This is a genomic window from Ruegeria sp. HKCCE4148 (genome assembly GCF_017872495.1).
Lineage (GTDB): Bacteria > Pseudomonadota > Alphaproteobacteria > Rhodobacterales > Rhodobacteraceae > Ruegeria.
Genome location: NZ_JAEDOS010000002.1, coordinates 562004 through 580148, shown reverse-complemented (window position 1 = coordinate 580148; position 18145 = coordinate 562004). Strand labels below are relative to the sequence as shown.

The 18145-nt window shown below is 56.4% G+C and carries 16 protein-coding genes; 6 read left to right on the top strand and 10 right to left on the bottom strand.

Features of this window, described 5'->3' with window-relative positions:
• The first annotated feature begins 51 nt into the window (after positions 1-51).
• From I9187_RS07935 to I9187_RS07920, 4 genes are all read left to right on the top strand, one after another.
• Positions 52-1176 carry an extracellular solute-binding protein gene (locus I9187_RS07935; protein ID WP_171176969.1) on the top strand — a complete coding sequence of 375 codons (1125 nt, stop codon included), beginning with the start codon at positions 52-54 and terminating at the stop codon, positions 1174-1176.
• A 116-nt stretch (positions 1177-1292) separates the two neighbouring features.
• Positions 1293-2405: an ABC transporter ATP-binding protein gene (locus I9187_RS07930; RefSeq protein WP_171176972.1), complete on the top strand. Its 1113-nt coding sequence runs from the start codon at positions 1293-1295 to the stop codon at positions 2403-2405.
• Between the two features lie 12 nt (positions 2406-2417).
• Entirely contained in the window at positions 2418-3338 is a 921-nt protein-coding gene (locus I9187_RS07925) for an ABC transporter permease (RefSeq protein WP_209940133.1), read from the top strand.
• Positions 3335-4603, top strand: coding sequence for an ABC transporter permease (locus I9187_RS07920; protein ID WP_171176976.1), 1269 nt, complete (start codon positions 3335-3337; stop codon positions 4601-4603). The genes I9187_RS07925 and I9187_RS07920 overlap by 4 nt, the downstream gene beginning before the upstream one ends.
• 40 nt (positions 4604-4643) lie before the next feature.
• Here I9187_RS07920 and I9187_RS07915 read toward each other — a convergent pair whose 3' ends face one another.
• The 10 genes from I9187_RS07915 to I9187_RS07870 form a co-directional block, all read right to left on the bottom strand.
• A complete protein-coding gene (locus I9187_RS07915; RefSeq protein ID WP_171176978.1) occupies positions 4644-6560 on the bottom strand; it encodes a beta-galactosidase in 1917 nt (638 codons plus the stop codon).
• On the bottom strand, positions 6557-7417 hold the full coding sequence (locus tag I9187_RS07910) for an SMP-30/gluconolactonase/LRE family protein (RefSeq protein WP_171176980.1): 861 nt from the start codon (positions 7415-7417) through the stop codon (positions 6557-6559). The genes I9187_RS07915 and I9187_RS07910 overlap by 4 nt, the downstream gene beginning before the upstream one ends.
• The gene (locus I9187_RS07905) at positions 7414-8019 is read right to left on the bottom strand and encodes a 2-dehydro-3-deoxy-6-phosphogalactonate aldolase (protein ID WP_171176982.1); all 606 of its coding nucleotides are present in this window, start codon (positions 8017-8019) and stop codon (positions 7414-7416) included. The genes I9187_RS07910 and I9187_RS07905 overlap by 4 nt, the downstream gene beginning before the upstream one ends.
• Positions 8016-8903: a 2-dehydro-3-deoxygalactonokinase gene (locus tag I9187_RS07900; protein ID WP_209940132.1), complete on the bottom strand. Its 888-nt coding sequence runs from the start codon at positions 8901-8903 to the stop codon at positions 8016-8018. The genes I9187_RS07905 and I9187_RS07900 overlap by 4 nt, the downstream gene beginning before the upstream one ends.
• A 4-nt stretch (positions 8904-8907) precedes the next feature.
• Positions 8908-9672: an SDR family oxidoreductase gene (locus I9187_RS07895; RefSeq protein ID WP_171176986.1), complete on the bottom strand. Its 765-nt coding sequence runs from the start codon at positions 9670-9672 to the stop codon at positions 8908-8910.
• Positions 9672-11381, bottom strand: a complete 1710-nt coding sequence (locus I9187_RS07890) for an IlvD/Edd family dehydratase (protein ID WP_171176988.1) — start codon at positions 11379-11381, stop codon at positions 9672-9674. Before I9187_RS07890 ends, I9187_RS07895 begins: the two co-directional genes overlap by 1 nt.
• Before the next feature lie 26 nt (positions 11382-11407).
• A complete protein-coding gene (locus tag I9187_RS07885) occupies positions 11408-12748 on the bottom strand; it encodes an alpha-glucosidase/alpha-galactosidase (protein ID WP_171176990.1) in 1341 nt (446 codons plus the stop codon).
• Between the two features lie 22 nt (positions 12749-12770).
• The gene (locus I9187_RS07880) at positions 12771-13619 is read right to left on the bottom strand and encodes a carbohydrate ABC transporter permease (RefSeq protein WP_171176992.1); all 849 of its coding nucleotides are present in this window, start codon (positions 13617-13619) and stop codon (positions 12771-12773) included.
• Between the two features lies 1 nt (position 13620).
• Positions 13621-14547 carry a sugar ABC transporter permease gene (locus I9187_RS07875; protein ID WP_171176994.1) on the bottom strand — a complete coding sequence of 309 codons (927 nt, stop codon included), beginning with the start codon at positions 14545-14547 and terminating at the stop codon, positions 13621-13623.
• A 93-nt stretch (positions 14548-14640) separates the two neighbouring features.
• A complete protein-coding gene (locus I9187_RS07870; protein WP_171176996.1) occupies positions 14641-15900 on the bottom strand; it encodes an ABC transporter substrate-binding protein in 1260 nt (419 codons plus the stop codon).
• A 140-nt stretch (positions 15901-16040) separates the two neighbouring features.
• Here I9187_RS07870 and I9187_RS07865 point away from each other — a divergent pair, with 140 nt between their 5' ends.
• Together I9187_RS07865 and ugpC are read left to right on the top strand one after the other, a co-directional pair.
• Complete coding sequence (locus I9187_RS07865; RefSeq protein WP_171177301.1) at positions 16041-16847, top strand: IclR family transcriptional regulator; 807 nt, start codon at positions 16041-16043, stop codon at positions 16845-16847.
• Complete coding sequence (gene ugpC, locus I9187_RS07860) at positions 16844-17902, top strand: sn-glycerol-3-phosphate ABC transporter ATP-binding protein UgpC (protein WP_171176998.1); 1059 nt, start codon at positions 16844-16846, stop codon at positions 17900-17902. The genes I9187_RS07865 and ugpC overlap by 4 nt, the downstream gene beginning before the upstream one ends.
• Positions 17903-18145: the final 243 nt, after the last annotated feature.

Sequence of the window (18145 nt, the reverse complement as noted above, 5' to 3'; positions counted from 1 at the left end):
GTCCTATAAACAAAAAATAAAAACAAACAGTTCATCAATGGGAGAAAACACATGGCTGACAAATTGACTCTTTCCAGACGCAAGGTGCTAAAGGGCGCGGGTGCAGCTGCTTTGGCAGCGCCGCTTTACAGCAAAAGCGCGCTGGCGTCGTCGGGCGAGATTAATATTCTGATGTGGTCGGATTATCTTCCGCCCAGCTTCATCGAAGAGTTTGAGACTCTGACCGGCATCAAGGTGAACTACACCGGCATCGGTTCGAACGAAGAAATCATCAACAAGATGAAGGCCACCAAAGGTCAGGGCTTTGACATTGTCTCGCCCACCAACAACCGGTCGTTGCAATGGGAGCCGCTGGAGCTTCTTCAGCCCTTTGATATGAACAAGGTTCCGATTGACTTGGTGAACCCAGCCATGGCCAAGATCGGCACAGACGCTTGGAACTTTGGTGGATCAGGGGCGCATTGGCTGCCGCATATCTGGGGCACCGAAGGCATTGCCTACCGCACCGACCTGTGGCTGCCGGAAGGTGACGCACCGTCTTATGGCGACGTTTGGTCCGAAGAAAACGCCGGAAAAACTATGGGCCGTGCGCATTCGATGATGTTGGGCGCGGGTCTTTACATGGAGCGTTCGGGCGAGATGGAGCCGGGCTCGGTCTGGGCGGCGTATGGTGACGAAGAAACCATGCGCAAGGTTTGGGGCCAGATCACCGACTGGTGCGTTGCGCGCAAAGATCGCATCAAGCTGATCTGGAATGACGCTGACACACAGAAAAATGGTCTGTTGAACGAAGGCGTGATTGTCGGTCAAACTTGGGATGGCCCGCCGCTGGCGTTGAAGTCTGCAGGTGAACCAGTGCACTACCAAGCGCCGGTCGAAGGCGCGATGGCCTGGGTTGACGGCATGTCAATTCCAACAGGTGCCGCGAATATCGACCAGATCTATGCGTTCATTGATTTCGCCTATCAGGCCAAGCCTGCCGGTGTTGCCATCGACAGCCACGGTTACAACTCGCCGGTTCTTGGAGCTGATCAATATTCGGGCGACACTTACAAAAAGAACTTCGCCGAAGCCTATCCGGGCGACTCGTTGGCCAACCTTAACCCGTGGCCGGCCGAAGCACCTTGGTATGCAGAAACACGGACCGAGTTCGTCAACAAATTCAAGAGCGCTTAAACGCATTGAAAACATGCCCTCCGCCTTGCGCGGGGGGCTACACTCTGTGCGCCGTCCCGGCGTAACGGACAGTAATGTGGTGTGAAGACAATGTGCACCCCAGGGAGATACCAAAAATGAGTGCAGGGGTCGGCGTCGATCTTGAAAAGCTGTGGATCCGTTTCGGTGACTTCGTTGCCGTGCGGGACGCGAATGTGAACATCAACGGGGGCGATTTCTTTTCGTTCCTCGGGCCGTCTGGCTGTGGAAAAACAACGATCCTGCGCGCCGTTTCAGGTTTCCTGGAGCCAAGCGAGGGCAAGGTATTGATTGGCGGCAATGACATGCGCGGCATCGGACCAAACAAGCGGCCCACGGCGCTGATTTTCCAGAACCTGGCGTTGTTTCCGTTGATGAAAGTTTGGGAAAACATCACCTTCTCGATGGAGATTAAAGGGGCCAGCGCCGCTGAACGCCGCAAGCGTGCAGATGAGCTTCTGGACATGATCGCTTTGCCCGGGCAGGGCGACAAACTGCCCAGCGAACTGTCAGGCGGGCAACGTCAGCGTGTGGCCATCGCCCGCGCGCTTTGCGCAGAGCCGGATGTGTTACTGCTGGACGAGCCTCTGTCAGCGCTGGATCTGAAACTGCGCCAACACATGCGCACAGAGCTGCGCGAAATCCAGCAGCGCGTGGGTATCACCTTTATCTACATCACTCACGATCAAGGTGAGGCGCTGACCATGTCCGACAACATCGCCGTTATGCGCGCGGGTGTGATTGATCAGATTGCCGACGGCAAGACCATCTACAACGATCCCAACACGGCGTTTGCGGCTTCATTCGTCGGCGAAAACAATGTGTTCCGGGGTAAAGTTAAACAAGTCATGGGCAATGAGGCTCTGATCGCGACTAACCGCTCAGGCGATCTGGTAGCGAGGATTTCGACGGCCAATCAAGGCAAGATGAAAGAAGGCGACGATGCCATGATGTTCGTGCGCCCCGAGGCATTTGCCATCGCCCCCGATGGCGCGTCGGGCGACCATTTCGTCACCGCGCGTGTCAACCACGAAGAGTTCGAGGGCAACGTCTTTAACATCTTCACCGAAGGCGAGGGCGGAAAAGAGATCAAAGTATCGATCCCCAACCACGGGCAATCCTTCGAAGATCACACCGGACAGAACATCACGTTGGAATATGAGACGCACAACGCCGTCGTCGTTCCTGCGGGTGAACTGGCCGCGGAATAAGGGGAACAGTTCATGCCCCAGTTTCTAAAGGATTTCTTCAATCGCAATGGCACCGGCATGGGGTTGGCGATTTTGGGCCTGGTCCTGTTCTGGACCATTGGGCTGATCATCTTGCCGCAGTTGTCGATGCTGGACTTTTCATTCCGTCCGAACCTGCCGCCGCCAGAGATTGGCGGGCCCAAGGACGTCTATACGCTGGAGAACTACAAGTACTTGATCTACGGCCCCGAGGGCGGCAGTCAGGACTACAACACAGTCGACCTGAGAGTGTTTTTCCGAACCCTTGTGGCGGCTGTCTGTGTGACGATCTTCAATCTGATCATCTGCTATCCAATCGCCTACTACCTGGGACAATCCGAAGGTAGCCATATCCGCATCTTTGCGATCATGCTTATCATTCCCTATTGGATCAACGAGATCCTGCGCGCCTTCGCGCTGCGCATTATCTTCGGTGAAACCGGCGTTCTGAATACGTTGTTCATGGGCATGGGGATCTGGGATACAACGTTTGACTTCATCCGCAACGATATCGCGCTCTATGCGGGTTTGGGCTATGCCTATATCCTGCTGATGATCTTCCCGATGTATAACGTCATTGAAAGTCTGGATAAAAACCAGATCGAAGCCGCTCGGGACCTGGGTGCGCCATGGTGGCGGATTCACTGGCGCGTGGTTATTCCTTACGCCAAGCCGGGCATCAGTTCGGGCTGTACTATGGTGTTCATGTTAAGCGCTGGTGCGCTGGCCGCTCCGCAGATTTTGGGAGGACCGTCGAGCCTGTGGTTCACGCAGCTGATCTACCAGCAGTTTAACGACAACAATGACTGGCCACAGGGGGCGGCTTACGCCATCGTGCTACTGGTGACCTGTATCCTGTTCGTGTTGGCGGTGATGCGCCTGTTCAAGGTGAACATGGGGGATATCGGGAAATGAACAATTCCTTCCTCCGCATAAGCATCTGGGTCTATCTGGCGATCTTCTTCCTGTATCTGCTGGGACCGCTTGTGATCATGTCGATCACCGCGTTCAACTCGTCCGGTTTTCCTCGGATGAGCCCGTGGGAATGCCTGACCTTCCAGTGGTTTGGTGAGCTGTTTCAGGATCAGCGTATCCTGAACGGTATCAAAAACTCGTTGATCATCGGGCTTGGAACGGTTGTTCTGTCCGTGGCGATGGGCCTGGCAGGCGCGCTGATGCTGACTCAGATCTGGCCCAAGTTGCGTGCGACCTATTACACGATCATCATCGCACCGATCCTGATCCCGGGCGTGGTTCTGGGTATCTCGACACTGGTGTTCTGGGATCGGATCAACCGTATGCTCGGACTGGGGGCAGACAGCTTCTTGTCAAATGGCATTTTTCTGACGGTGATCGGCCAATCCACCTTTATCGCCAGCTACTGCATGCTGGTGCTGGTGGCACGTTTGCAGCGCTACGACGTAGCTCTGACCGAAGCGGCCCTGGACCTTGGCGCCAGCCATGCACAGGCTTTCCGCAAGATCTTGCTGCCGTTCATGCGCCCGGCGATTGCCTCGGCGGCGGTGTTGGCATTCCTTGCTTCGTTCGAGAACTACAACACCACCACCTTTACGTTTGGTGAATACCCGACGCTGACAATCGAGCTGGCCCAGAAGGTCCGGTATGGCATCACACCCGCGATTTCTGCGCTGGCATTTATCATCGTGGCCTTGACCGTGTTCTTTGCCTTACTGAACGAAGCCAAGCTCAAGCGTCAGGAACTGGTCGCGGCGGCACGCAAGAACGCAACGGTTGAGGAACTGGCCGGCAAAATCAAACTGCCCAGCTTCTTTGCCGGAAACGCAGCGGCGGTTCTGGTGGTTGTGTTTGCGATTGCAACGATCACGGTTGTCGGCACTGCAACGGCCTACGACCCCGGTCAGTGCATTGCCAACGTGCGCGAGCAGAAACAGCTGGAGGCCGAACAACGCATTCAGGAACTGCGCAAGCAGCGTGAAGAGCGCCGTAAGCAACGCGAAGCCGAAGAAGCCGAACAGGGTGAGGCGCAATCCACGCCCAAGCCATCAAACAACAGTGGCTTTGGAAACGTGTTTGCCCCCAACTCTCTGGGCGGAGACGAAAGCGAAAGCAACGATGGTTCGTCCGAGGCCGACCCGGCCCCATCGAACAACAGCGGGTTCGGAAACGTCTTCGACCCCAACAGCCTGCAAAACGACTAGCGTCGCAGGTTGATAGCCAAGGCATCCGCCCGGATCAGGATCAGCCCTGTCCGGGCGGATTGCGTTTCAGGATGGCGACATCGCAGCCTTGAACAGTTTGACCCTTCCAGATCACCGGGCTTGCATTGTAGTTGATCAGGAACACATGATCAGCTGTCTCGCGCATCCGCAAGCCTTGTGGCATGGCTTGCACGATCAATCCTGTTTGCTTTGCCGCCATCGCAATGACCCGATCCCAAAGCTGTTCATCAGGAAATCCCGCCAGATACCAAAGCCCGTTTTCCCCCTTGAGCGCGGCTGCCCCATCTTCGAAGTTCAGCAAATCGGTGGCTGAACCAGACAGTCGATCAACCCAATGAAGGGCTGCGCCACCGCCATTAACAGGTCGCTCAACCGTCGGAGGAAGCGTTTCGACCAGATCGACGTCACAGTCCAATGCGCTCAATCCGGGGCGGCCATTCTCGGGAATTTGGAAATCACGGGTAATGGCTCCGCTTCGGGGGCCAAGGATGGCGAGGTTACACGCCGATTTCAGACGGCGCTCCAAATCCTGATCAAGTGTCGCCAGCCCCGGTGCAAGGATCAGATCGTACTGTCCTGAGAGGTCATGGGTAGATACAAAATCCACCGACAACCCTGCGCGTCGCAGCGCGCGATACGCCGCAAAGACCAGTCGGAAGTAATCAAACCCGGCCCCCTGCGGCTGAGTGGACCATGCCCAGTCCGACGCATATTCGAACAAAATAGCCACTTTGGCTTGCGACTGCCGGACGTCACCCAGTTCCGACAGTGTATCCGCGGTTTGACGCGCTTCAGTCAATGCAGGTGCAGGACGGTTGTTTGACGTCAACAAGCCTGCGTGCATCTGCTCTTGCGCGAAGGGGGCTTGTCGCCAACGAAAATAGCTCACCACTTCAGCGCCATGAGCAACGGCCTCCAGAGACCACAGCCGTACCATTCCGGGAAGGGGCGCTGGGTTATAAGGTGCCCAATTCACAGGACCGGGTTGCTGTTCCATCACCCACCAACGTCCGCGCCCGACGGCCCGGTACAGGTCGTGATGAAACGCCTGCATATCCGGGTCGCCTTGTTGCAGAAAGGCGATCTTTTGCGCATCGTCATCTTCCAGCCGATCCGACAAAAATCCAATTGGATAACTGTCCCAGGTGGCAATATCCAAATCTGCGCCGACCTCGAAGTGATCGAAATCCAGAACCCGGCCCATGTAATTGTGCAGCAGTGGCGCGTCGGTCAGCTGCCGCAAAACCTCAACCTGAGCTTTGTTGAAAGCCACAACCTGATCTGAGCTGAACCGTCGGAACGCCAACACATGAGCCGGGTTCGGTTCGGTTACGGTTTGATTGGGTAGGTCAATCTCGTCAAAACTGGCATATTCCATTGACCAGAACACATTGCCCCATGCTGTATTCAGCGCTTCGACGGTGCCATATTGAACTGCCAACCACTGTTGGAAGGCGCGGAGGGCAGGGGCACTGTAGCTGACCGTTGTGTCATGACACCCGTATTCGTTGTCGATCTGCCATGCTGCCACCTGCGGATTACGACCATACCGTTCGCCCATGATGCGGGCGATGCGTGAACATTCGTCGATATAGCCTTGGTGACTAAAGCAATAATGTCGCCGCGACCCAAACTTGCGCGGGGCCCCGAGTTCATCCACTGCAAGCATATCCGGGTGTTTGTCGATCATCCAGCGGGGCGGTGTCGCCGTTGGCGTACCCAGCACAACCTTCAACCCGGCGGACCCAAGTGTTTCGATCGCACGGTCCAGCCAATCGAGTTGCAGATTACCCGGCTGAGGTTCCATACGGCTCCAGGCAAACTCACCGATCCGAACCCAGGTCAGACCGGTGGTGATCATGCGCGCTGCGTCCTCCGCCCACATCGCCTCGGGCCAGTGTTCGGGATAGTAGCAAACGCCAAGTTCCGGCTTCATAAAATGACCCTGTGTTCTGCCTGACCCCGCCCGACATTTAGCGCGGCAAAGGTCTTTCCGTTGTTTGGTTGCGCTTCGATTTCGTCGGCACTTAACCCCTGACGCGCTGTTGTGCAGAAAAGGGTGCTCAGATCACTGCCGCCAAAGGCCGGGCAGGATGTATGCGCCGCGTCGTAAGAAACGGCACGCAGGAATTGTCCCTCAGATGTATAACAGGCAACCCGGCTCGCACCCCATTGGGCAATCCAGATGTTTCCAGCTGCATCAACCACAGCGCCGTCGGGGTTCAACCCTTCCGCCCGAAGATCCAGAAAGACCGAATGATCCCCTTCAGGCCACCCGGTTTCCGCGTCCAGCTTCCAACGCCGAACCTGCCCTGTCACGGTATCGCAAAAATAGGCAACCGACCGATCCGGAGCAAAACAGATCGCGTTTGAGATTGTCACATCCGCAACCAGACGCCTCAACGCGCCTTTCCAGAACCGATAGATCGATCCGGCTGCTGGTTCCGCATGCTTTCCCATCGTTCCGATCCAGAAGCCACCCCAAGGGTCGGCCCGACCGTCGTTAGAGCGGGTGACTGAGTTATCTGCCTCCAACGGTGTGATCAGGCTGCAGTCCGCAGTGGTCAAGTCAAAACGCCAAAGCCCGGTTTCCGACGCCAGCAGCAGCGTATCGTGGTCCACCCATCCTGCAGCAGAGACATATTCTTCAAATGCCCAGCTCTGCGGCCCTTGTGCGCTACGGGTCATCAGGCGTTTGCCGATGATGTCGAACCAATACAACTGTTGCCGTTCGGGATGCCACAAAGGCCCTTCACCCAATTCACAGGGGCGATCATCGAAAACAGTGCTCATCCCACCGCCTTGTCATAGGCGGCAACGATCTGGCGGGCGCGGTCTGATATCTCGGTCACGTCCATGCCAGGTTTATATAGCGCCGATCCGATCCCGAACCCATCTGCCCCGGCCTTGATCCACTGATCAAAATTCTCAGGGCCCGCACCACCCACGGCAAACACCAGCGCACCGTCAGGCAAAACCGGGCGCAAAGCTGCCAGTCCGGCAGGTCCTGCCATCACACCGGGAAACAGCTTTAGCCCTGTGGCGCCGGCCTTTAGTGCCCCGAACGCTTCGGTTGGGGTATAAACACCCGGCCAGCTTTGCATCCCCAAAGCGACCGTGCGCCCAATGACCTCGGCATCATAGTTTGGCGATACGATCAGTTTACCCCCGGCATCCGAAACAGCATTGACCTGATCGATGGTTAAAACCGTGCCTGCTCCGATCAGTGCCTGATGCCCGAATACCCTGGCAAGAATAGCGATACTATTTAACGGGTCGGGTGAGTTGAGCGGCACTTCGATACGGTCGATTCCCGCGTCAAGTATCACGCGCCCAACGGCTTCGGCGTCGGACGGATTAAGCCCACGAAGAATGGCGATGATGGGACGGCTCATGAATTCACCTTGTCTTTTGCCAGAGAAAGCCCTGCCAGTGTCGCCGCAGTGGCATTTTCAGTTTCGACAAACGCACCTTGTTGCTTCAGCGCAGTTGCATAAATCTGCGAAACACCGTCGGCACCAATCACGGCCAACTGTTGTCCCAACCAATAGGGTCGGGTGGCGGCCAGCTCGGTACCGATCAGCAACCCCGAAAGCTGCGCCCGAGCGGTGCCTTTGTCCTGACCGTGTAGCAGATCTGCTGCGCGCAGACCGAATAGGCGTGCAGCCAGTTGTTCGGGCTTGGACAGGGTATCTGCAACGGCGTCCACAAATGCGTTATCATCCCAACCTTCGCAAACCGAGTGTCGCAGCACCGATTGCCCAGACAACAGATCGAACATCTCTCCCGTCATGAATGTCCGAAAGCTGACAACTTCGCCCGCGCTGACCTGAACCCACTTTGTATGCGTTCCGGGCAAACAGATCACCCCATCCCAATTCTGCCGCGCGGCAAGAAATCCTGCGATCTGCGTTTCTTCGCCACGCATAACGTCCGGCGGTGCCATCTGTTTCAGACCGGGCACGACAAAGGCACAGATGCGTGGATCGGTGTCGGGAACGCGGATTGGCGCGTCGGGCAGTGGTTGGCTTGGAACTGCGCCATAAGGTGCCTCGACCCAGCCCTGCCGCGCACCAACCATACCGCACGCGATTACGTCCACCGGGGTATCCGCCAGCCATGTTTCAACAAGCGCAAGCAACGCCGCCTGAAACCCATCCTTGCCAACTCGGGCCATTCCTGCGTCAGACCGTGCCTGATCCAGCACGGTGCGCCCCTGCATGGCCCACGCGCGCAGATGGGATGTACCCCAATCAACAGCGATCCATTCAGTATTCATCACGTCACCCCGTAACCACAACGCCACCGTCAACGACCACGCATTGGCCGGTCATCGCGCGGCTGGCCTTAGACGCCAGAAACAGGGTGGGCGCAATCATGTCTTCAGGTGTCAGATGCTCTTTCAGGCATTGCCGGTCCAGATGTGCAGCCAAATCTTCGGGCGTGGCCCACATGTCCAGCTGTTTCTGCGTCAGAACCCAGCCGGGCGCCAGGGCGTTGACCCGGATGTTCTGTGGCCCAAGCTCGCGCGCCAAAGAGCGTGTCATGCCCGTGATCCCGGCGTTTGACGTCGTGTAGATCGGATAGCCCGCGTTGCCCATCATATAGCTGATTGAACTGAAATTGATGATCGCACCCCCGTCTTTCATCTGCCGGGCGGCTTCCTGACAGGCGAAGTAATAGGCTTTCAAGTTGACCTCGATCATCCAGTCCCAGAACTCTGGCGTTGTTTCGTCCAAGGCGTGCCGCTGATCGTTGGCCGCGTTATTGACCAGTACATGCAAAGGCCCATGTACGTCGGCGGCCTTGCGCATGGTTGCGTGCAGCAATTCGGTATCGGTCATGTCACCCTGCATGAAAAGCGGCGCGCGGCCATGCTTGTCGCGCATCTCGTCAACAAACCCGCTGGCGTCCGAGCGACCGATGAACGCAACGTTGGCCCCCTGAGCCATAAAACCATCTGTCAGCGCCGCGCCGACGCCCGAGCCTCCGCCCGTGATATAGACAGACGCCCCTTTCAGGTCATGAAATGTTGCTAGTTGGGGCATCAGTGGCTCTCTCTGGTTACAAGGCGAGTGTCTTTGCCCACAAGGAAATCAAGATCAGCGCCCTGATCTGCCTGAAGCACGTGGTCGATGTAAAGTTTCGCGTAACCACGGGAGTAATACGGCTCATCCGGCTGCCACGCGGCGCGACGGGCGTCCAGTTCCGCTTCATCAACCAGTAATTCCATCTCACCCTTGCTGGCCGAGATACGAATGCGGTCACCGGTTTTCACCAGTGCCAGTGTACCACCGGCTTGCGCTTCGGGGCTGACATGCAGAATGACAGTGCCATAAGCGGTACCGGACATGCGCGCGTCTGAGATGCGGATCATGTCACGCACGCCCTCTTTCACCAGCTTGGCCGGGATCGGCATGTTGCCAACCTCGGGCATGCCGGGATATCCCTTGGGGCCGCAGCCTTTCAGGACCAGAATAGTATCAGGTGTGACCAGCAGATCATCTCGGTCGATATTGGCTTTCAGGTCTTCGATGTTTTCAAAAACGTAAGCCTCGGACTCGGTTTCCAGAAATTCATCCGTCGCCGCCGATGGTTTCACGATCGCCCCGTTGGGCGCCAAGTTGCCTCGCAAGACGCGCAGACCGGCGGCAGGTTTCACCGGATCGTTGAAAGGGCGGATGACGTCCGTATTGAAGCACTCGGCCCCTTCATAATGGGCTGAAATGTCCTTGTTCAACACGGTTTTTGCCTGGCGAAGGAAGGGTTTAAGCTCGTTCAGCACGACGGGAACCCCGCCTGCGTAGCAGAAGTCCTCCATCAGGTATTTGCCCGAAGGCATACAGTTCACCAGTAGAGGAATCTCAGACCCAATCTCAAAGTCCTTGAGCGTTAGATCAACTCCTACACGGCCTGCCAGAGCCAACAGGTGGACCACAGCATTGGTTGACCCACCCACAGCAGCATTCGCCAAAATGGCGTTCTCGAACGCTTCCTTGGTCAGGATGTCCGAGGGCTTCAGGTCTTCGCCCACCATCTCGACGATCCGTTTGCCGGTCAGATGTGCCAGCGCCATACGGCGGGCATCCACTGCGGGCAGGGCAGCATTGGTAGGCAGGGACATACCCATCGCCTCAACCAGCGAGGCCATGGTGCTGGCAGTCCCCATGGTCATACAAACCCCCGCGCTGCGAGACATGCCGGATTCGGCGTTCATGAAATCCTGCAGCGTCATTTCCCCAGCGCGGACAGCCTCGGAGAATTTCCAAACGTCGGTGCCCGAACCGATATCCTGCCCGCGATATTTGCCGTTCAGCATCGGGCCGGAGCTGACCACGATTGACGGCAAATCGACCGAGGCTGCGCCCATCAGCTGCCCGGGCGTTGTCTTGTCACACCCGCCCAGCAGGACAACGCCATCAATTCCGTATGCGCGGATGCTTTCTTCGACATCCATCGCCAGCAGATTGCGGAACAGCATGGCGGTCGGCTTCATCTGTGTTTCGCCCAGTGACATGACGGGGAATTCGACCGGAAAGCCACCTGCCTCCCACACACCGCGTTTGACGCCTTCGGCCAGATCGCGCAGGCCCGAGTTACAAGGCGTCAGTTCGGACCATGTGTTGCAGATGCCGATGATAGGGCGCCCATCAAAAGCGTGGTCAGGAAACCCTTGGTTCTTCATCCACGAACGATGGATGAACCCGTCCTTGTCGAGTTTTCCATACCAATGTGATGAGCGGCGCTTTTTTGTCATTTTTTGTTAGCCTTCTAGTCTCGCGGTCAGGCGGCTTTGGCGGGTTTGCACCAATCCGGCAACCAGTCTGCATGTGCGTCCAGTAGATCGCTCACCAGGCTGCGGATTTGACGAAGGTCCAATTCGGCAGCGGTGTGTGGATCCATCATCGCGGCGTGATAGATGTATTCGGGGTTCTGATCTACCAATGCGCGGACCGTCAGTTCCTGCACATTGATTTGGCTGCGCATCAACGCGATCAATTGGGGCGGGATGTCCGTGACAACCGAAGGCTGGACACCATTACTGTCAACCAGGCAAGGCGTTTCGACAGCGGCACCCAGTGGAAGTTGGGGAATTTGACCGGTGTTGGGCAAGTTGCCGTAGGCTGTATAGGGCGTATCCGTGACGATGGCGTTCATCAGGTCGGCCGCGAATTCGTGGCTTCGAATGACTTCAATGTCGCGGCCGTCGGTCAACGTCTTGGCCTGTTCTTTCCAGTTAGCGACCTGTTCGACACAACGGGTTGGGTACTCGTCCAGCGGGATCGAAAACTGTTCGATCAGATCCTGGCGTCCGTCCTTGATGAACCACGGGACGTATTCCGCCAGATGTTCCGAGCTTTCAGTGCAGAAATAGCCCAGGTGGTCCATTACTTCGTAACGCACTTTGTTGGGGCAGCGCGGCATCAGCAGGGGTGGTTTTGGGATTTGGCCATTGGCATACCCCTGCCTCAAAGCGGGGTAGAGATCGCTGTTTTGATGTTCAAGTTTCAGGAAGAAGGCCACATGATTGACGCCCGCAACCTTGTAGTGGATGTCCTCTTTGCGCAGGTCCAGATCATGAGCTAGTTCCTCGACCGTGTTCTGAACCGAATGGCACAAACCAACATGTTTTAGGCTGGGGAATTGCTCGGCCAAGGCCCAGGTGTTGATCGCCATCGGGTTTACGTATTGTAGCAGTGTTGCGTTGGGACAGAGCTGCATCATGTCCCGTGCTACGTCCCATAACACAGGAACCGTGCGCAGCCCGCGCATGATGCCACCGACGCCCAGCGTGTCGGCAATGGTCTGGCGCAGGCCATATTGCTTGGGGATTTCGAAATCGGTGACAGTGCAGGGCTCATACCCCCCGACCTGAAAGGCGGTAATGACAAAATCTGCGCCATCCAACGCAGCGCGGCGGTCAGTATGGGTTGTAACCGTCGCCCCTGTACCGACCGACTGGATCATAGCGCGAGCTACAGCTTCGCTTTCGGCAAGCCGCTCGGGGTCTATGTCCATCAGTGCAAATTGGCTGTTGGCCAATGCAGGGGTCAGCAGGGCGTCACCTACGATGTTCTGCATGAAGATCGTGGAACCAGCCCCGATAAAGGTGATCTTTGTCATCTTACAAACTCTTGGTTTGACGTTATTTTACGGCACCGAGGGTCAGGCCCGCGATAAAGTGTTTCTGCATCAAGAAGAACATGGCAACCGGCGGTAAAGCTGCAACGATCGAGCCTGCACTCATTAACTGATAGGCTGCCCTGAACTGCGCGTTAAAGCTGGTGATTCCTGCGGTGACAGGCTGGCTTTCAGCGCCTTGGGTCAGCACGACGGCCCAAAAATAGTCGTTCCAGATAAAGGTAAAAATCAGCACGCTAAGCGCTGCAATTGCCGGTTTCATCAATGGCAGCACGACGTACCAGAATATTCGCCATTCGCTAATGCCTTCCACCCGAGCAGCTTCGATCAACTCGAAGGGCAGGGCGCGAATGAAGTTCCGCATGAACAGGGTGCAGAACCCGGTCTGGAACGCGATGTGGAACAGGACAAGGCCGGTTTTTGTGTTGTAGAGACCAAGTTCAAGGGTGAGGTCGCGTACGGGTACCATCAGAATCTGGAAGGGTACGAAGTTGCCCGCGACAAACATGAAAAAGATCCAGAGGTTCGATTTGAACTTGTAGATCCCCAACGCGAACCCGGTCATGCAGCTAAGCGCGACGGCTCCGATCACAGTTGGGATGGTGATCATGAACGAGTTCAACAGATAGCGCGGCATGTCCGAGTTGAAGAATACCTGCCCATAGTTGAACGCACCTTCAAAGCTTGATGGCAATCCCCAGTAATTGGCGTTTGTGAAATCCGCGGCGGGCTTGACCGAAAACAGGGCAACCGCCAGCAGTGGACCCAGCCATAGCAACAAGGCCAGCGGCAGCATGGCCTGATAGGTGATCTGCGCCGCTCGGGGTTGTTTTTCGATGGGTTTGGGAAACATCTCAGTGCCCCTTTTCTTCGCGGTACATCGACCACAGGAAGTAGGCGATGAAGCAGAGCATGATGAGGAACAGGATCACTGCGATTGCAGCGCCATATCCCATGCGGAAGCCGTATTCGGACAGGGCAACCTCGAACATGTAGTAGGCCAGCACCCTAGATGATCCGAAGGGTCCGCCTTGGGTCATGATCGAGATCAGGTCGAAGCTGCGCAAAGCGCCGATGATTGTAACAACAAATGCGATGAAGGTGGCGGGGCGTAGTTGTGGCAGGATGATGTGCCACAGCATTCTCCACCCTTTTGCACCGTCCAATCGCCCGGCCTCAATCTGTTCCGGATCCACAGCGTTCAAGCCCGTCAGATACAGTATCATGCAATATGCGGTTTGCGGCCAAAGACCGGCGAAGATGATGCCATAGGTGACGAACCGTTCGTCGCCCAGCACATTCAGCGGGCCAAGGCCTAAGAAACCAAGGAATTCGTTCAAGAGCCCGAAGGTCGGGTCATAAAACCACGTAAATACAAGGCCCACGACCACCTGAGAGATTACGAACGGGAAGAAGAACAGGGATTTGTACAGGCGGATGCCCCAAACCGTCTGGTTCAGGAATAATGCGATGAACAGGCCCGCCGGAATCGCCAGAAGATAAAGGATCAGCCAGATCAGGTTGTTTTTCAACGAGATGAAAAAAGCATCCCGATCCACCCATTCCCAATACAGGTCTTCGTAATTCCGGAACCCGACATATTCGGCTGCGCCCAAACCGTCCCATTCGTAAAGGGACAGGTTGAAGGATTGGAATACCGGGATGATCACATAGACCATGAAGAACAGCAGACCCGGCGCCAGGAACAACCACGGCGCAATTCGCTGCTGGTTGCGGTGAAACCAGCTTTCTTGTTCTGGGATGTCGGCGGCAACGGTCATGACGGTGTTCCGGGTGATAAGGGGTGGCGGGCTGAAGTCCGTCCTACATTTCAGGGGATAGGTAGGCCGGGCAATTAGCCCGGCCCGATCCGCTTAGTTGTCGTAGATGCGCTGACGGGCGCGTTCCAGTTTCGCCAGAATACGATCAGCATTGTCCGGCTTGACCATAAATTCCTGGAAACCTTCCATCGAAACTTTGGCCATTTCAGCCGGAGCATCGCGGTCCCAGAATTGAGCGACACCGCCGGGGCTGTTTGATGACAGCATTTGGAAGCCCTGCTGCAGGAACTTGTCGTCATCCACCGAAGACTGCGCGTTCACAGGCAGCTGACCTAGGTTTGCACCATTGTTGATCTCGGTTTGCTCGTCTGCCGAAACCACAAAGCGCAGGAACTCACGCGCGGCTTCTTTGTTGGACGCATTGGCCGGGATGTGGAACGTGTCTGTCGGAGCGTCTTCGGCCAATTCGACGTCGGGATTGATCGAAACGAACTGGTAGAAGTCCAGCTGATCATCCGTCAGACCGGCATCACGCAACGGCGCAACGGCGAAGTTGCCCATCAGGTAAGCAGCGGCTTCGCCATTGACCATAAAGGGCAGGGCCTCTTGCCAGCTATAGGTCTGATGGTTGTCGATGAACGCACCCATGTCGATCAGCTGTTTCCAGTTGGCGAAGGTCTGTTTGACTCGATCATCTTCCCAGCTGATTTCGCCATTGGCGAGTTGGTTGTGGAAGTCAAACCCGTTGGTGCGCATGTTCAGGTAGTCGAACCAGCCACCGGCGGTCCACAGGAACTTGGTGCCGATGGTATAGCAGGCGCGACCTGAATCGACGATCTTCTGGCAGTTGGACAGTTCTTCTTCCCAAGTCGTCGGTTCGCTCAGGCCCAGCTCATCAAAGATGTCTTTGCGATAGTAAACGCCCCACTGATAGTAGGTGTACGGCACACCCCACTGCTTGCCATCGATGGTCATCGCGCCTTTGGTCGAAGCCAGGTTCTCGGCAATTTCAGGCTCGGCCCACAGGTCTGATACGTCTTCAAACAGGCCTGCCTCAACATACGGCTTCATGCGATTGGCTGCGTACCAAGTGGCCACGTCCGGAGTATCGGCCGTGAGGAAATTGCGAATCTGCGTTTTATAAGCTTCGCGGTCGATCACGGTGGTTTCGATTTCCAAACCTGGATGCTGTTCCGCAAACCGCTCGATCATCGCTTCCATCGTCGCACGCGGCGCCGGGTTTGACGTGTCCAGGAAAATGCGCAGCTCTCCGGTCAGTTCCGCAGCTGCTGGCGCCGCCATTGCGACGCCAAGCGCCAGCGCAGCCGTTGTGCGCTTGAAAGTGGAATACATGGTCTCCTCCCTGTTGCTCCCATGTGAGGTTCCAAATATTGAAACCAAGTTTTATATGTTGAAAACTACACATCGACTCGGTTAGTCTTGTCAAGACCCATCGAGAGGAAGCGATGGAAAACGGAGGAGAATGCAAGCCCGTGTCAGGTGATGGAACCATAGGCAAAGCATGTGACGTGCTGGATCACGTCGCGGCATTTCAACGCCCTGTGCGGTTTTCTGAACTGCTGGACAGCAGTGCCTTTCCCAAGGCAACGCTCTACCGGTTCCTTCAATCCCTGACGAATCAGGGAATGTTGTCTTACGACCCGGACAGACAAACCTATGCGCCTGGTATGAGGTTGGTTCGCCTTGCCCATGCCGCGTGGACTCAAAGCTCTCTGGCCCCAATAGCACGCCCATTCCTTGACGCGTTGAGCCGGGAAACAGGTGAAACTGTACATTTGGCGCAGCTCGACTCAGGCCAGGTTCTGTACGTCGACAAACGCAACGCTGCGCAGCCCATTGAGATGTATTCGCAAGCCGGCAAAGTCGGGCCCGCCTACTGCACCGGGGTTGGCAAGGCGATGATGGCGTTTTTGGGGGAGGAGGCGCTGAACAGGGTCCTTTCCCAACAAAGCTATCACCGCTTCACTGACAAGACCCTCACCTCGGAACAGGCGCTGCGCGACGACCTCGAACGGATACGCAACCGCGGGTTCGCTGTTGATGATGAAGAACACGAACCCGGTATCATCTGTATCGCCTGCCCGGTTCTGACGTCCAACAGTCGAATGCTGGGCGCGATTTCCGTGACAGGCTCGACGGAACGGATGGATTTCAAACAACTCGAAGCCTGGGTGCCGCGTCTACGCCGCGTGGCCGAACAGATCGGGGCCGAGGCGCAGGCATGGCGCTTTCCCGAAACGGACCCAAACCACAGCAATGACAGGATGCAAGCGACATGACGGGAGTAACTCTGAACCAGGCGATCAAGCGGTATGGTCAGACACAGGTCATTCACGGGATCGACCTGCAGATCGACGACGGTGAATTCTGCGTCTTTGTTGGCCCTTCTGGATGCGGCAAGTCCACCTTGCTGCGCATGATCGCCGGGCTTGAAGAAACGTCAGAAGGTCAGATTCACATAGGTGCGCGGGACGTCACGCATATGGACCCTGCAAAACGTGGGGTCGCGATGGTGTTTCAAACCTACGCGCTTTATCCGCACATGACGGTCGCCGAAAACATGGGGTTCGGCCTGCGCATGAACGGTGTTGCAAAACCCGAGATTGAAAAGAAGGTTCAGGAAGCATCGAACATTCTGAAGCTGGATCAATACCTCAAGCGCAAACCCAAGGCTCTGTCAGGGGGCCAACGGCAGAGGGTTGCAATCGGTCGGGCCATTGTTCGCGGGCCCGAGGTTTTTCTGTTCGATGAACCTTTGTCGAATCTCGACGCCGAATTGCGGGTCGAGATGCGGGTCGAAATCGCGCGTCTGCATCAGGAAATCGGCGCGACCATGATCTATGTGACCCACGATCAGGTCGAAGCAATGACCATGGCCGACAAGATCGTTGTTCTGCGCGATGGTCGAATCGAGCAGGTGGGTGCCCCGATGGATCTGTACCGCGATCCCGACAACCGATTTGTGGCCGGTTTCATTGGCTCACCCGCGATGAACTTTTTAGACTGCGACTATGCCGATGGGCACGTCACACATCCCGCACTGGCGCAACCGCTGCCGATTTCGGCAACGATTCCGGCCGGACAGGTAAAAGTTACTTTGGGGATGCGCCCGGAACATATTCAGATTGATCGCGCGGCAGACACTTGCACCGTGGACCTGACCGAAGCGCTTGGGGGCGTTTCCTACTCGTATCTCCTCACCCCAAATGGCGACAAGCTGATTGTCGAGGAACGGGATGATCAACGCAGCAAAACAGGCGAACGGATTGGTATCTCGATCCAACCTGACCGCGCTATGGTGTTCGACCCCGAAACAGGGCAGAGGTTTCGGTAATCCGCTGGACCTGGACCGAGAGTTTGGTTGCGCATGCGCAAAGTACCGCTGAATAGTGTTGCGTGCTTCAAAGCAGAGCAACTAATGGCGAACGTTTGGAACGTTTTGCCGTACGAAACTCACGACACTCAAATCTGACCCGTGGCAAAACGCGCGCCTGTAGGCGATTGATTCCAAGCCAAACCTGATTTAAGGGAAGCCCTGTCAAAACAGAGTCACCCAGGGGCGGTATCGTGATCGCGC